This is a genomic window from Asaia astilbis JCM 15831 (genome assembly GCF_000613845.1).
Classification (GTDB): Bacteria; Pseudomonadota; Alphaproteobacteria; order Acetobacterales; family Acetobacteraceae; genus Asaia; species Asaia astilbis.
Window position 1 is genome coordinate 94,358 of the sequence record NZ_BAJT01000006.1, and the last position, 13,686, is coordinate 108,043.

The window sequence follows — 13,686 nt, forward strand, 5'->3', positions numbered from 1 at the left end:
CATGGAGCCGAGGCAGCAGGGAGACGGTCTTTACGGTTGGGAGCGGGCCAAGGCGATGCTGGCCGTCGCACTTGCTGTGCTGCTTTCGGTTCTGGATTATGCGGTTGCCAATGTGGCGCTGCCGAACATCGCCCATGATCTGCACATCGCCTCATCCCAGTCGATCTGGGTGATCAATGCCTACCAGCTCGCCTCTCTGGCGATGCTGCTTCCCCTTGCGTCAATCGGCGCGCGGATCGGCTTTGCGCGGATGTGCCGGCTGGGAATTGCCATTTTCCTGGTGGCGTCGGTTTTATGCGCCTTGTCGCAGAATCTTCTGGAGCTGGCTCTGGCCCGGGCTCTTCAGGGCATCGGGGGCGCCAGTATCATGAGCGTCGCGATCGCCCTCATTCGCTTCATTTACCCCAGACATCTTCTTGGCAAGGGTCTTGCCCTGAATGGTCTCGTTGTCGGGACAGGGGTGGCCTTAGGTCCGACCATTGGCTCGCTGGTGATGGCGGTGGCCCCATGGCCCTGGATTTTCTGGATCAATGTACCGCTCGGCGGGATGGCGTTGCTCATGGCGAGCCTCGCCTTGCCAATCACCCCCCGCTCGGACAGGGCCGTCGATGTCAAAGCGGTTCTGCTGACGATTGCGGCCTTTACCTTCACGGTGATCGGCGTGGATGACGCCGTTCATGGGGGGCTGCTGAGTGCGCTGGTGCTCTCTGGTGTTGGCATTGTCTGCTGGATTGCGCTGCTCCGCCATCAACGTCGCAGTGCAGAACCGATTGTGCCGGTCGATCTTCTGGCTTTGCCGTCTTTTCTGATCGCGTTCATCGTCGGAATGACCGGCTTCGTCGCGTCCAATTTCTTCATCATTGCCATGCCGTTCACGCTCGAGACCGTGTTTCATCGGCCCGTGACGGTAACGGGTTTTCTGATCACGCCCTGGGCGGTCGGGGTGGCAATGATGTCCTTTCTGATCGGACGATGGACCGATCGTATTCCTGCCACCCTTTTATCGAGCCTGGGTCTGGCGATTACGGGAACCGGCTTTGCGCTGCTCTGGCTTCTGCCTGCGGATGCCTCGAATTTCGATATCATCTGGCGCAGTCTGCTTGCCGGATCGGGGTTTGGTATGTTCCAGCCTCCGAATAACCGGGTCATGATGCTCGCGGCGCCGCGTGGTCGTGAGGGAAGCGCAAGCGGTCTTGTCTCCGTCGCGCGTCTTGGCGGTCAGACATTGGGCGCCCTGCTGGTGGCCAGTGTCTTTCGCTTCAGCACGCACGCCTCTACGCTGTGCCTCGTCTGTGCCATGCTGATTGCGTGGCTCGGCGCCAGCCTCAGTCTGGCGCGTGCTTTCGGTGGCCGATCACGGGCCTGAGGGCTGGGCTTGCGATGCGTCCGCACGCGTTGAGAGTTGGGTCACTGCCACCAACAGGGGAGAGGTCAAACCATGAACGGTCTCGTCCGTCGCGCCAAGATTTTCGCGACAAGGGCTCATGAATCGATCGGGCAGAAGCGCAAATATGACGGCAAGGATTACAGCGTCCATCCGAAGCCGTGGCGCTGATTGTTGCAACGGCAGGGGGAAGACCCGAGGCAGTCGCAGCAGCCTGGCTGCACGATTTGGTCGAAGACACGCCCGTTACCCTTGCCGAGATCGAAAGCGAATTCGGGCCAGATGTCGGAAGTCTGGTCGAGATGCTGACCGATATCAGCAAGCCCGAGGACGGCAACCGCACCGCTCGCAAGGCGATCGACAGGGCGCACTCGGCGCGCGCGACAGCTGAAGGGCAGACAATCAAGCTGGCAGATCTGCTCGATAATGCACGGTCGATCATTCGTCACGACAAGGACTTTGCCGTGACCTTTTTGCGCGAAATGAAACTGCTCCTTCCTCTTCTAAAGAAAGGGGATCGCGGAGTGCATCGTGAGGTCAGCCGCGTGCTCGATGAGTGGGAGCGTTCACGCCCATGACTCCCGTTAGCCGCCTGGTTGCCGGTGCTCATCTGTACGGCACAGAAACCCCCGCATCCGATACAGATATCAAATCGGTTTTTATCCCGCCCGCTCGCGATATCCTGATGCAGACCTGTCAGGATGTCGTTGTGCACGGGCGTGAGAAGGCAAAAGGCGAGCGTAACAACGCCGATGATCTCGATGAAACCGGATTTGCGCTTCATCGCTTTCTCGATTTTTTGGGGCAAGGCCAGATCATAGCGCTCGATATGGTCTTCACCCCTCCGGCGTTCTGGCGCGAACCACCCCACCCGGTCTGGCATCGGATTATCGGTTCACGCTGTCTCTGATCGGGCTGAATGCGGCGAGCTTCCTCGGTTACTGCCGGACCCATGCTGAACGCATGGCGCGAGAGGTGCCCGGCTGTCTGAACTGAATCAGCTGATCGAAGCGATTGAGGAAGCCATCACGACGCATGGTCGAGCCGCGCGGCTGAAAGAGATTGATGAGGAGATCCGCTGCTATCTGAGTGATGGCCGCCACGCTCACACCGAACTCATCTTCATTGAGCAGCCGGGTTGCGACGTGCCTCTGGCGCATCTGAGCTGCGCAGGCCGGAAGATCCCCTTCACGAGCAAATTGGGCGATGCGCTCGCTGTTCTGGGACGCGCTGCCGATAGCTACGGTGCGCGCGCCAAGGCATCGACCCAAGGGATGGACTGGAAGGGGCTAAGCCATGCGGTGCGTGTGGGATATCAGATACGCGAGCTGCTGAGCACAGGATCGATCACCTTCCCGCGTCCTGAGGCGACTCACCTTCGCGATATCAAGCTCGGTCACCTCAGGGCAGAGCCCGTGGGGGAGGAGATCGAGAGTCTCATGACAGAGGTCGAAGCACTAGCCCGCACGACCACGATGTTGAACGCCGAGAGCGATGCCGCACTTCGTGAGTCGATCATTTGCGATGCCTACCGAGAGACGATATCCGCTCGTCGGAGATCGGGTGATTGAATACAGATCGCTGCTGAAGGGGAACGACAGCCCTTCTCTCTGTTGGACTTCTTTGTGGTGAAGCGACTTTCAGGGAAACGCTACGGACCTAAGAGCGATGAGAAGACCCTGATGCCCGTAGCGGTAAAATACGGCAGAGCCGGGTGTCCCGGCTCGTCTTGCCTTCAAGCTCCATTGTCGTTGGCAAGGTCTTGGAGGTGATGACTTCAATGCCTTCTTTCGGCGCATAAGGCCGACCCGGGTCGGCCATCCAGACTTCCATTGTCTGCGCGCAGTTGCGTAGCCAGGGAATAATCCGGTCTGCCATTTGCTGATTGTAGCAGACATCACCGCAGAGCAGCAGATCGACTTCAGGAAGCGTCCCGATCTGGTCACCCGAGAGGGGCGTCACGGACAGCGCGTTAAGACCCGCATTGAGCTGGGCAGCTTCCAAAGCCAGTGGGTCGATATCATTGACCAGAACCGTATTGGCCCCTGACCTGGCGCAGGCGAGGGCGGCAAGGCCGCCACCACAAGCGAAATCGAGCACTTTTCGTCCTTGCACCAACGCCGGGTGGTCAAGGATCCATCGGGCGAGGAGCTGACTACCGGGCCAGGCAAAAGCCCAGAACGGAGGCTCGATGTTGAGCGCCGCGAGATGGCTTTCCGTGGCCTGCCAGATCGGTGTGATTTCGGTCGCAAGATGAAGGCGTAGCTCTGGCACGAGCGGCGCAGTCCCGATCACGGTCTGGCTGAAGATGAACTCAGCGGGATCGTTCATGCGAAGGCGCGTCCGATGATGAGCGCGAGCGCCAGAACAAGGCCAAAAGGCACGTTTTGACGGAAAAGCTTCAGGCAGAGCGATGGATTATGGATATCCAGTTTGGTGATCTGGCTAACCAGAAGGAGTGAGGCCAGTGCGGCCACAGGCCAGACACCCCAGTGCAGTCCCCCAAGTGCCAAGGCGGCTGCGAAGAGCGCAATGGCAGTCGCATAACAGCCCGCAATGAAAGGCTTTGCCCGTGGCGCCCAGAGCCGTGAGGTGGAGCGCACGCCGATACGGGCGTCGTCATCCATGTCCTGAAAGCCGTAGATCGTATCGAAACCGAGCTGCCACAGGATCGTGCCTGCGTAGAGCAGGGCGCAGATCCAGTCGACTTTCCCGGCGCTGGCGGCATAGCCCATGGGGGCCCCGAAACCGAAGGTGAAACCCATGACGAGTTGCGGCCACCAGGTGACACGCTTGGCAGCGGGATAGAGGCCAACCAACAGCAAGGCGAGGGGGGCCAGCGCCCAGCAGATAAAAGGCAGCTGAAAAAGCACGAAAGCGCCGATCGCGAGGAGGCCAGCCAGGACGATCAGAGCCTGCGTGACGGAAAGACGACCGCTCGCCAGAGGGCGCCCTGCGGTGCGGGCAACCTGAGCGTCGATCTTGCGGTCCCAGATATCGTTGACCACACAGCCCGCCGAGCGCATGGCCAGAGAGCCGATGGCAAAGAGCAGGATCAGGAATGCACGCCTCTCCGATGTGGCGCCCTGTGCCAGCTCGATGCCCCAGATGCCGGGCAGGAGTAACAGCCAGGTGCCGACGGGGCGATCGAGCCGCGCCAGAAGCACGTAGGGGCGCAGCCCCTCGGGGAGACGGGCTACCCAGCCATGTGCGCGAATATCGGTATGGGGCACAGTCTCGCGCATCATTCGGGTCTCCATGTCGTCATGAGGGTTCATTGCGGCTATGAACGGGGAACGTCAATCACGCATCATGAGGGTTCCATGCAGGACGCGCCCCGGCTTTATCTCGATCTGCTGCTTTCGACCTCTGCCGAGGGCGATGCGATTACGCTCGATCCTGGACAGATGCGCTATCTCGCGACGGTGCTGCGTCTCGCAAACGGTGATCCGGTTCATGTCTTCAATGAGGGAGCCGGGGAATGGGAAGCGCGGCTCGATATCCAGCGCAAGGATCGGGGTTCTGCGGTTCTTGTGAAGCAGGCGCGGACGCCGGAACCAAGCGTTGGGCCTGTTCTGGTCTTTGCGCCCCTCAAGCGAGATGCCACAGACCTTGTCCTTCGTATGGGGACCGAAATGGGCGTTACGCGATTCTGCCCGGTCATTACCGACCGGACCAATACGCATCGAATCAACGCCGAGCGGTTCCGGGCCATTGCGATCGAAGCCGCCGAGCAATGCGAAAGGCTCGACATTCCGCAGATCGACCCTCTTCGGTCGCTTGGTGAGGTTTTGTCCGCGTGGCCGGAGGAGCGTCGGCTCTTTGCGGCATTGGAACGACAGGACTCACCGCACGTTGAGGAGGTGCCGCAGGATCATGCGTTGCTGATCGGGCCTGAAGGGGGATTCTCGGAAATCGAGCGCCGTCTTCTGACGGAACATAAGTCGATTATACCGTTTTCGCTCGGAAAACGTATTCTTCGGGCCGATACGGCAGTTGTTGCAGGACTTGCACAGTTGGCGTTTCGTGCATCCCGGTCCATATAGAACGGAACTGATTAGTTTCTTTTTCCAGAAATTCCCTCTGAGGCTCCTGTACCGCCCATGTCTAATCCCGGTGACCTGAACGATACGCCCATCGAGAACAAGGCCCAGCTTATCGCTCTTCTAGCAGAGGGCTCCAAGCCACAGTCTTCCTGGCGCATCGGCACGGAACACGAAAAATTCGGGTTCGTTCTTCCTGACGATCGGTCGGGTCGCGAAGCCTTTTCGCCCCCATCCTATGAGAAGGACGGCATTGAGGCGCTTCTGCACGCGATTAAGGGCGATGGCAGCGCATGGCAGGCCATCGAAGATCATGGCAAGCTGATCGGCCTCAAGGGGCAGGGTGCCCATAAGGGAGAATCTCTTTCTCTGGAGCCCGCCGGGCAGTTCGAGCTGTCGGGCCGCCCCGTGGCCGATCTGCATGAGACAAAAGCGGAGATGGCCACGCATTTCGAAGAGGCGCGTGGTCCGGCCAAGGCGCTCGGTCTGGGTTTTGCGCCGCTTGGCTTTCAGCCGCTCTGGTCTCCCAGTGCGATGCCGATCATGCCCAAAAGCCGCTATGCGATCATGCGGAACTACATGCCCAAGGTCGGCATGCTGGGTCTCGACATGATGACCCGCACCTGCACCGTTCAGGTCAATCTGGATTTCGGGTCGGAAGAAGACATGGCGCGCAAGATGCGCGTCTCGCTGGCATTGCAACCTCTGGCAACGGCGCTCTTTGCGAACTCGCCTTTTTATGAGGGAAAGCCGAACGGACTGCTCTCCAACCGGGCCCGCGTCTGGACCGATACGGATAATGCTCGATCGGGAATGCCAGAATGCTGCTTTGAAGACGGGTTCGGCTTCGAGCATTATGTCGACTGGGTTTTGGACGTGCCCATGTATTTCGTGATGCGCGACGGCGAATCTCGGGATGTCGCAGGGGCATCCTTTCGGGACTGGCTGGCCGGCAAGGCGCAACCCGCTCTCGACGGACTGACCCCGACGATGGGTGACTTTGAAGACCATCTGACGACAGCCTTTCCCGATGTAAGACTGAAGCAATTTCTCGAAATGCGCGGCGCCGATGCTGGCAGCCCCGAGATGATGCTGGCGCAGTCAGCGCTTTGGGTTGGACTTCTCTACGACCCCGCGACACTTCAGGCAGCTGAAGCGCTTGTGCGCGAATACGCATGGGACGATTATCGCGGGCTGCGGGCAGACGTGCCGGAAAAAGGCATGGAGGCGTCGTTTCCGGGGGGATTACGTGCCCTTGCGGCCAGAGTGATCGCGCTCGCTCATGAAGGATTGCGTGCCCGCAACCTCGGCGAGGAAGCCTATCTTGCCCCCTTGCAGGCGATTGCCGAAGGCGGCAAGACGCAGGCAGAGCACTGGCTTGAGCGCTATCACGGAGCGTGGCAGGGCGATGTCAGGCATATCTTCCAAGAAGCAGCAGTCTGACGGTACGACCATGAAGTTTCGCCTTGTCGCTCTCTCTTCGATCATCGCAAGCTTTGGACTTGTGCATCCCGGCCAAGCCGCACCGGCTGATTCGGCCGCTTTCAAGCCGGCTGCCCTGCGTCCGACTGACGCAGGCTGGATCGCCCGCGTTCAGGATGCCCTGAACGCAATCCATGTCATCAAGGCGCGGTTTCAGCAGATCGCACCCGATGGGGCTCGGTCGACCGGGCAGGCCTGGCTTGAGCGTCCGGGAAAGATGCGCTTCGATTATGACAAGCCGAGCCCGCTGCTCCTCGTCGCCAATCAGGGGAAGATTGTTTATCAGGACCGCGAACTGGGGCAGGTGACGACACTGCCTCTGGACCGGACACCGCTCGGTCTTTTGTTGCGGCCCGATCTCAAGCTCTCAGGCGATGTGACCGTGACCGCTTTTGAACATGGACACGGATTGGTGCAGGTCACGCTCGTGCGAACGGCGACACCTTCCGAAGGCAGCCTGACGCTCATTTTTGCAGAATCGCCGCTCACCTTGCGCTCCTGGGTCGTCAAGGACGCGCAAGGGCGTGAGACACAGATCGATCTGTTCGATGTCGCGGCCGATCAGAGCCTTGCTGAGAGTCTGTTTGCCCTGCCCAAAGAGCAGGACTGAACCGACCTCGATAACACGCGACCGACGGGCTTATTCCTTCCCGATTTCCAGAGCGCGGGCATAGACGACGCGTTTGGGAAGATTGACGGCGCCCGCGACCAGTGCGGCGGCATCCTTGATCGAATGCGTTTTAAGCGCCTCGCGAAGCCGTGAATCGAGATCGTCTTCCGAGGGAGCAGAATCTTCCTTTGGTGGTCCCACAAGAATGGTGATCTCGCCACGAGGTGCGGTATCGACAAAATGAGCCTGAAGCTCTGCGAGACTGCCGCGGCGAATTTCCTCGAAGCGCTTTGTCAGCTCACGAGCTACGGCAGCCTGACGCTCTGGGCCAAAAACCACAATCAGGTCTTCAATCATGTCGAGCAGACGGTGTGGCGCTTCATACCAGATCAAAGTCGCAGAAAAGCCGACCTGTTCTGCTGCACGCAGGATGGAGAACTGACTGCGTCTTGCAGAAGAGCGCGGAGATGCAAACCCGCTGAAGAGATAAGGATGAGGGGGCAGGCCCGAGAGGGTGAGGGCGAGTGTTGCGGCGTTGGCACCCGGCACGGCACCTACCGGGACGCCGTCTGCAATCGCGGCTCGTGCAAGCCGGAAGCCGGGATCTGACACGAGAGGGGTTCCGGCATCGGAGACGAGAGCCATCGAGGCACCGGAATGCAGCCGTGTCAGAAGCCCTGCGATCCGGCCTTCTTCATTGTGATCGTGAAGAATCTGTGTCGGTGTGGAAACATTATAGGCCTTGAGCAGTTTGGCTGTTACCCGTGTGTCTTCACACAGGATAATATCGGCAGCCTTGAGCGTCTCGATTGCACGAACGCTTATATCGCCGAGATTGCCAATCGGCGTCGCAACAAGAGTGAGGCTGCCTGCGGGCAGGGTCGCAGAAGCTGGTGAAGTGTCATAAGCATGCTGCGGACCTTCAGGGGTCGAATCGTCAACAGGAGTATGGGTGCAAGATGGTAAGTCGGACATTCGGTCCCCGTCAGCGCGTGATTTCCTTCACATCGCTCAGGTCGGCCTCTGCATGCAAGGTCTCAGCGCTCGCTGGTGTCGCGTTACTTTCGCTCAACGCCTGTAGCGGACCTGAGACGGCTCCTCCCATCTCTCCGGTATCGCCCTCAGGAACGCAGCAGGATTCCGGCACCAAGAAAATCGGGATGCTGCTTCCGCTGACCGGCCGATTTGGCAAGCTTGGTCAGCAGATGGCGAATGCCGCGCGCATCGCCGTGCCTGAAGGCCACGGCGTGACACTCGACATCCGCGATACCGATGCGCCCGGTCAAACGGCGGAGAGCGCAGCCCGCTCGGCTCTGGAGCAGGGCGATATCGCGTTGCTCGGTCCGTTGACGGCGCCGCAGACGGCGGCGGTCGCCACGCTTGCTCAGCCTGCCGGAGTCCCGGAATTCGCCTATACGAGCGATCAGGCTCAGGCCGCTCCCGGTGTCTGGGTGATGGGGATCACGGTCGAACAGCAGGTAAATCGTCTTGTCGACGCAGCGGCAGCTGAGGGACGCAAGAATTTTGCGGCTTTCCTGCCTGATAACGCCCTCGGTCATGCGTTGGGTGACGCGTTGCTGCGAGCCTGTTCGATCAAGGGCCTCGCGGCACCACAGATTCTTTTCCATGCCTCGACCCCGGAGTCGATTGCCGGCGCGCTCAAGACCTTTGCCAATCTGCAGTTTCGACAGGGCCAGGTCGCACCCGCGCCGCTCGATGCGAAACCGGCTGAGCCCGATGCCATCAATCCTCTCGGTCGTGAGCCTGCGGCGCCGACGCTTCCCGCCACCAAGGCGTCTGCAACTGGCATGACGCCCTACACGGCATCGCCACCGCCGACACCGACTGTGCCGACTGCGACCGTGGCGCTTCCTCCGCCGCCTTTCGACGCGCTCTTGCTTGGGGATACGGGTCTCCAGCTCGCAACCGTCATTGACGGTCTCAAACAGGCCGCGATCGATCCTCATCAGACCCGTATTCTCGGTCCCGCACTCTGGAGTGTCTTCGCGGGCAAGCTGGGCGCGCTGCAGGGCGGGTGGTACGCGGCTCCAGATCCGACGGCGCGCACAGATTTCGTTCAGCGTTATCGCAGTCGTTTCGGATATGCGCCGTCGGTGCTGGCAAATGTTGCCTATGACACGGCGACCATGGCGGCTGTACTCAGCCAGCAGCCTACAGGGTTCTCACCGAAATCGCTGCTTCGTCCCGACGGTTTTGCCGGATCTGACGGGACCTTCGTCCTGCAATCGAATGGAACGGTCGCTCGTGGGCTGCTGTCTACGAGATCCTGCCGGGTGGGGGTGTGAAAATGACTTCTGCGGCACCAAGGCGGCTTGCCCGAACCGCACCCTGATCGGCGCTGCTTCAGACGCAGCGCTATTAAATCGATGTTTTCTTATCGCCCCTGACACAGCATGGGGGCGATGAGGATGCTCAGGCTGCGGCGATCGACTTGAGCGGAAGGACCGGTCGCACTGTGTGGAGTGCAAGCTCAAGGCTGGCATAGACGCCAAGCTCATGGTCCCGAATGTGGTCGATCAGAACCCAGCGCAGACCACGCGGCTTGATCATATAGGCGGGGTCTGCATTTTCACGCACCCAAACCAGAATATGGGCGACAGTCTCGTCGCGGCCATCCAACGTCTCGGTTTCGATGTCCGCGTCGCACAGGCCCATCGCCATGCCGGCCTGCAGCCACTGCGAGAGATACTCGCGATGGCGGGGCAGGACGTTGAATCGCAATGGAATCACATTGCTGAGAGGTGCTGGAGTTTCGTTCTTGGGAAACGGCAGCGTCTGGGCCATACGTTGCGTCCTACATATCTGGGTTCGACTCAGAGGCTAGACGGCAAAAGTGGACGGCCTCAACGTAAAATTACGTCTTGTGACCAATTTCTGTCATGAGAATGACTTGGTGTTGCATAAAAACAATGGTTTGTTTCGCGGGCGACGCTCTCAAGTAAAAGTATCAAATACTTTCAAAAAGAAGATAATCAGCTCTTTGTTCTAGTATAGATCTCTTTGGGCCAGCGTCGGTGCAGCCAGAGCCAGGATCCCGGGATGTCACGGATCCATCGTTCCAAGCAATCATTCAGTTGCTGGGTAAGAGACCCGATTTCGAGTTGTCTGGGTGCTTCCGGATCTGGCGATAAAACCGGTCCGACTTCCAGATGGAGACGGGCCGGCCCGCGACGAATGATGCGTCCGGTCACGATTACACAATTATATTTGACTGCGAATACGGCCGCCGCCGAGGCGGTCATGGCAGGCAGACCGAAGAATCGGCACTCAATGCCATCATTCATCTTCTGGTCGCCCAGAATACCAAGATGATGTCCCAGAGAGAGGTGACGTAAAGCAAGGCGTGCTCCCTTGGCACCCTTTGCAAACATGGGTGCATCGCAGCCCATGGCCCTCGCGCGCAGGTCGATAATCAAGCGGTCGATCAGGGGGTTTCCCGCTGCCCTGTAGAAAGAGGCAAAGGGTAATCCGTGACGCGCCACGATGGGCGGGAGCATCTCCCAATTGCCGATATGGCCGGAGAAAAAGATAACCGGTCGTTTCGTTGCGGCAGCCTGTTCAAGTATTTGTGAGTTGCCGATACTCCATCCCGGGCCCGTGGCAGTGTCACGTTTGAGATGGGAGAGGTGGGGGAACTCCGCCACGGTACGTCCGAGATTTTCCCAGCAGTCCCGAACGATTCTGTCTCTTTCGACCTCGCTTGTCCTGGGCAGGGCGAGAGCAAGGTTGGCGTGAGCGACCCCGGAGACGGGCAGACGAGGCCCGATCTTTCGGGCCAACCAGCCGCCGAGATTTGACGCCGTGGCTGGAGGAAGGCTGGAGAGTCCTGCCAACAAAATGCGGGCCAGTGCATATTCGGCCCTGTGTAGCAGTGTGATGGCAGGTGTCTCGCTCATAAGGCGGCTCTACACATTCGTCAGAAGCAGGTCCAGCAGACGTTCGGGTGCTCCGGGATCCGCCCAAAGAAGCTCCACATCGATCACGACGACATCGTCGCGAAGCCATCCCGGTATTTTGACCCAGTCCTTTCGCGTCGTGACCAGAACGGTGCCGGGCTGCCTCGCGAGCACCGACAGGCGCCGGCAGTCACGCTCGGTGTAATCGTGATGGTCGTCGAAGGCGATCGTCCGCATGGGAGGGGCGCCCGCTTCGGTCAGCATGTCGAAGAATTTCTCCGGCCTGCCGATGCCGGCAAACGCGATGACCTGCTTCCCTTGCAGCTTTCTGATCGAGGCTGAGGGAATGAGCTTTGCGGCAAGACAGGGGAGTGATGCAGGCAGGGAGGGGGCGAGATTGGTGTCGTCGCGCCCGATCAGGATAACCGCGTCAGAGCGTGCCAGCCCCTTGTGGGCGGGTTCTCGCAGGGGGCCAGCCGGGACGATACGCCCATTGCCCAGTCCAGCTCCGCCATCGATCGTAATGAGCCTGAGAGTCTGGTGCAGGGTCAGATTCTGTAACCCATCATCCATCACAAGGCAGGTCGCGCCTGCCTCGGCAGCCAGAAATGCCGTTTCTCCCCGATCACGCCCTATCCAGACAGGGAAATCCTGAGCAAGCATGAAAGGTTCATCCCCGACATCACGAGCGGTGTGCTCACCTGGAATGACACGCAGGGGGCCTTCAAGAGTGCCACCGTAGCCGCGGCTCAGGAGATGTGGGACCTGGCCGCGTGCCTGAAGGCGTTTGGCCAGATCGCGAACCAGGATGGTTTTGCCTGTACCGCCGACGCTTAAATTGCCGCAGCAGAGAACGGGCAGGGAGGAGAGGGCTGGGGACGCGCGAAGGGTCCGCAGGCTGCCGACCGCCCCCACCGCCCAGGAAAGGGGGGCTAGGGCGTGCGCCTGCCATGTCGGCGTCGTGCGTTTCCAAAATGCGGGAGGGCCGAGCTTCAGACGCATAAGGCGTCAATGCGGTCGAGAAGGGCTGCGGGGACGCCCTCCTCCGACTGGAGCTTTGCCCTCGCCTGCTGCGCACGCGCCCGCCAAGGCATGGGGTCTTTCATCACCGAGTCAATCCAGTCAGCCAAATCGTTGTCACTCTGTATAGGGGCTACGAGCCCCGTGAGTTGCTCGAAGGCAGGCCGAAAATTGTCGCAAAACGGTCCGGTGGCGAGAGGCACTTCCAGTCTGGCTGGTTCGAAAGGGTTGTGTCCCCCACCTGGAGCCACAAGGGAGTTGCCGATGAAAGCGCACTGGGCCAGGCGGTAGAAGAGTCCGAGCTCGCCCAGAGAATCGGCAATCCATATGGAGTCTGTCGGACCTGGTGCGGCACCTTTTGAGCGCAAGGGCGGTTTGCTGTCGAGCAACGTGGCGATCTGGGCCCCGCGCACCGGGTGCCTTGGCGCGATGATTGTCAGCAGATCCGGGATGCTGAGACGAAGTTTCGCAATGGCCCGGAGGATGATCTCGTCTTCGCCGCTATGGGTCGACGCGGCGAGAAATACAGGTCTCGTCCCGATCTGCGCCCTGAGCGACCGAAGCTCGTCCATATTGACAGAAGGGGGCGGTGCATTTGCCTTGAGATCGCCATAGCAAACGACGTCCCGGGCTCCCAGTGCGGCAAAATGGGCCGCGTCCTGCTCGCCCCGCGCGGCAACGAAATCGAGACGTTTGAAGATCGGTGGTACCAGACGTCTCATCTGGTGCCATCGCTTCCAGGATCTGGTTGAAAGGCGCGCATTCAGAACGCCGACGGGAATAGCCCGGCGGGTGCAGGCCAGTAAGATGCCGGGCCAAAGCTCACTATCTGTCAGCAGCAGGGCAGAGGGACGCCAGTGATCGAGGAAGCGCCTTGTCCAGAGCGGCACGTCATAGGGGATGAACTGATGGATCAGGCGGTTGGAAAGCTCGCCTGCCTGAGCACAGAACCCTGTGACGATATCCGCTCCGCTGATCGTCGCGGTGGTGATTAGGAACTGACGTGTCGGATGTCGTTCCGCCAGGGCTTCGATCAGAGGCAGGATGGAATGCGTCTCACCGACGCTTGCGGCGTGAAGCCAGAGAAGAGTGCCCTCGGGTCGCGCCAGTTTGGTCCGGCCGCGCCGCTCGGGAAGGCGCTCAAGGCGTTCTTTACCGCGGCGTAGACGGATCAGCATCATGGCCCGCAGACCCGGCATGAGCGCGGTTCCCAGAGCCATCCAGAGGTGA

16 protein-coding genes are annotated in these 13,686 nt (G+C 60.1%); 8 read left to right on the top strand and 8 right to left on the bottom strand.

Features of this window, described 5'->3' with window-relative positions; all coding sequences use genetic code 11:
* Nucleotide 1 precedes the first annotated feature (1 nt).
* The 3 genes from JCM15831_RS05965 to JCM15831_RS20055 all read left to right on the top strand — a co-directional run bounded on the left by JCM15831_RS05965 (nucleotide 2) and on the right by JCM15831_RS20055 (nucleotide 2,294).
* Nucleotides 2-1,366: an MFS transporter gene (locus JCM15831_RS05965; protein WP_025823448.1), complete on the top strand. Its 1,365-nt coding sequence runs from the start codon at nucleotides 2-4 to the stop codon at nucleotides 1,364-1,366.
* Nucleotides 1,367-1,545: 179 nt separating this feature from the next.
* Complete coding sequence (locus JCM15831_RS17030; RefSeq protein WP_198024256.1) at nucleotides 1,546-1,962, top strand: HD domain-containing protein; 417 nt, start codon at nucleotides 1,546-1,548, stop codon at nucleotides 1,960-1,962.
* The gene (locus JCM15831_RS20055; RefSeq protein ID WP_051528345.1) at nucleotides 1,959-2,294 is read left to right on the top strand and encodes a DNA polymerase beta superfamily protein; all 336 of its coding nucleotides are present in this window, start codon (nucleotides 1,959-1,961) and stop codon (nucleotides 2,292-2,294) included. The genes JCM15831_RS17030 and JCM15831_RS20055 overlap by 4 nt, the downstream gene beginning before the upstream one ends.
* A gap of 28 nt (nucleotides 2,295-2,322) precedes the next feature.
* Here the strand turns inward: JCM15831_RS20055 and JCM15831_RS20060 are convergent, their stop codons facing one another.
* Nucleotides 2,323-2,544 carry a hypothetical protein gene (locus JCM15831_RS20060; protein ID WP_025823450.1) on the bottom strand — a complete coding sequence of 74 codons (222 nt, stop codon included), beginning with the start codon at nucleotides 2,542-2,544 and terminating at the stop codon, nucleotides 2,323-2,325.
* Between the two features lie 39 nt (nucleotides 2,545-2,583).
* Here JCM15831_RS20060 and JCM15831_RS20065 point away from each other — a divergent pair, with 39 nt between their 5' ends.
* Nucleotides 2,584-2,955, top strand: a complete 372-nt coding sequence (locus tag JCM15831_RS20065; RefSeq protein WP_025823451.1) for a hypothetical protein — start codon at nucleotides 2,584-2,586, stop codon at nucleotides 2,953-2,955.
* 88 nt (nucleotides 2,956-3,043) lie between these two features.
* On the opposite strand, the gene JCM15831_RS05990 is transcribed toward JCM15831_RS20065, so the two are convergent.
* Both JCM15831_RS05990 and ubiA read right to left on the bottom strand, forming a co-directional pair.
* On the bottom strand, nucleotides 3,044-3,715 hold the full coding sequence (locus JCM15831_RS05990) for a class I SAM-dependent methyltransferase (RefSeq protein ID WP_025823452.1): 672 nt from the start codon (nucleotides 3,713-3,715) through the stop codon (nucleotides 3,044-3,046).
* On the bottom strand, nucleotides 3,712-4,629 hold the full coding sequence (gene ubiA / locus JCM15831_RS05995; RefSeq protein WP_025823453.1) for a 4-hydroxybenzoate octaprenyltransferase: 918 nt from the start codon (nucleotides 4,627-4,629) through the stop codon (nucleotides 3,712-3,714). Before ubiA ends, JCM15831_RS05990 begins: the two co-directional genes overlap by 4 nt.
* On the opposite strand from ubiA, the gene JCM15831_RS06000 reads away from it, so the two are divergent.
* The 3 genes from JCM15831_RS06000 to JCM15831_RS06010 are packed head-to-tail and all read left to right on the top strand — an operon-like array spanning nucleotide 4,609 to nucleotide 7,519.
* On the top strand, nucleotides 4,609-5,430 hold the full coding sequence (locus tag JCM15831_RS06000; protein WP_306301826.1) for a 16S rRNA (uracil(1498)-N(3))-methyltransferase: 822 nt from the start codon (nucleotides 4,609-4,611) through the stop codon (nucleotides 5,428-5,430). The two genes, ubiA and JCM15831_RS06000, sit on opposite strands and share 21 nt — an antisense overlap.
* A 57-nt stretch (nucleotides 5,431-5,487) precedes the next feature.
* The gene (locus tag JCM15831_RS06005) at nucleotides 5,488-6,870 is read left to right on the top strand and encodes a glutamate--cysteine ligase (RefSeq protein WP_025823457.1); all 1,383 of its coding nucleotides are present in this window, start codon (nucleotides 5,488-5,490) and stop codon (nucleotides 6,868-6,870) included.
* Nucleotides 6,836-7,519: a LolA family protein gene (locus tag JCM15831_RS06010; protein WP_232228016.1), complete on the top strand. Its 684-nt coding sequence runs from the start codon at nucleotides 6,836-6,838 to the stop codon at nucleotides 7,517-7,519. The genes JCM15831_RS06005 and JCM15831_RS06010 overlap by 35 nt, the downstream gene beginning before the upstream one ends.
* Before the next feature lie 30 nt (nucleotides 7,520-7,549).
* On the opposite strand, the gene rsmI is transcribed toward JCM15831_RS06010, so the two are convergent.
* Nucleotides 7,550-8,494 (bottom strand): 16S rRNA (cytidine(1402)-2'-O)-methyltransferase, encoded by a 945-nt coding sequence (gene rsmI / locus JCM15831_RS17040; RefSeq protein ID WP_084490572.1) that lies wholly within the window; start codon nucleotides 8,492-8,494, stop codon nucleotides 7,550-7,552.
* Here rsmI and JCM15831_RS17045 point away from each other — a divergent pair.
* Complete coding sequence (locus JCM15831_RS17045; RefSeq protein ID WP_084490573.1) at nucleotides 8,479-9,825, top strand: penicillin-binding protein activator; 1,347 nt, start codon at nucleotides 8,479-8,481, stop codon at nucleotides 9,823-9,825. The genes rsmI and JCM15831_RS17045 overlap by 16 nt on opposite strands.
* 127 nt (nucleotides 9,826-9,952) lie before the next feature.
* Here the strand turns inward: JCM15831_RS17045 and JCM15831_RS06025 are convergent, their stop codons facing one another.
* The 4 genes from JCM15831_RS06025 to JCM15831_RS17050 all read right to left on the bottom strand — a co-directional run bounded on the left by JCM15831_RS06025 (nucleotide 9,953) and on the right by JCM15831_RS17050 (nucleotide 13,676).
* Nucleotides 9,953-10,324: a hypothetical protein gene (locus tag JCM15831_RS06025; RefSeq protein WP_025823461.1), complete on the bottom strand. Its 372-nt coding sequence runs from the start codon at nucleotides 10,322-10,324 to the stop codon at nucleotides 9,953-9,955.
* Nucleotides 10,325-10,512: 188 nt separating this feature from the next.
* The gene (locus JCM15831_RS21385; RefSeq protein ID WP_025823463.1) at nucleotides 10,513-11,436 is read right to left on the bottom strand and encodes a lysophospholipid acyltransferase family protein; all 924 of its coding nucleotides are present in this window, start codon (nucleotides 11,434-11,436) and stop codon (nucleotides 10,513-10,515) included.
* 9 nt (nucleotides 11,437-11,445) lie between these two features.
* Nucleotides 11,446-12,438 carry a tetraacyldisaccharide 4'-kinase gene (gene lpxK / locus JCM15831_RS21390; RefSeq protein WP_035773965.1) on the bottom strand — a complete coding sequence of 331 codons (993 nt, stop codon included), beginning with the start codon at nucleotides 12,436-12,438 and terminating at the stop codon, nucleotides 11,446-11,448.
* Nucleotides 12,429-13,676: a 3-deoxy-D-manno-octulosonic acid transferase gene (locus JCM15831_RS17050; RefSeq protein WP_306301827.1), complete on the bottom strand. Its 1,248-nt coding sequence runs from the start codon at nucleotides 13,674-13,676 to the stop codon at nucleotides 12,429-12,431. Before JCM15831_RS17050 ends, lpxK begins: the two co-directional genes overlap by 10 nt.
* Nucleotides 13,677-13,686 lie beyond the last annotated feature (10 nt).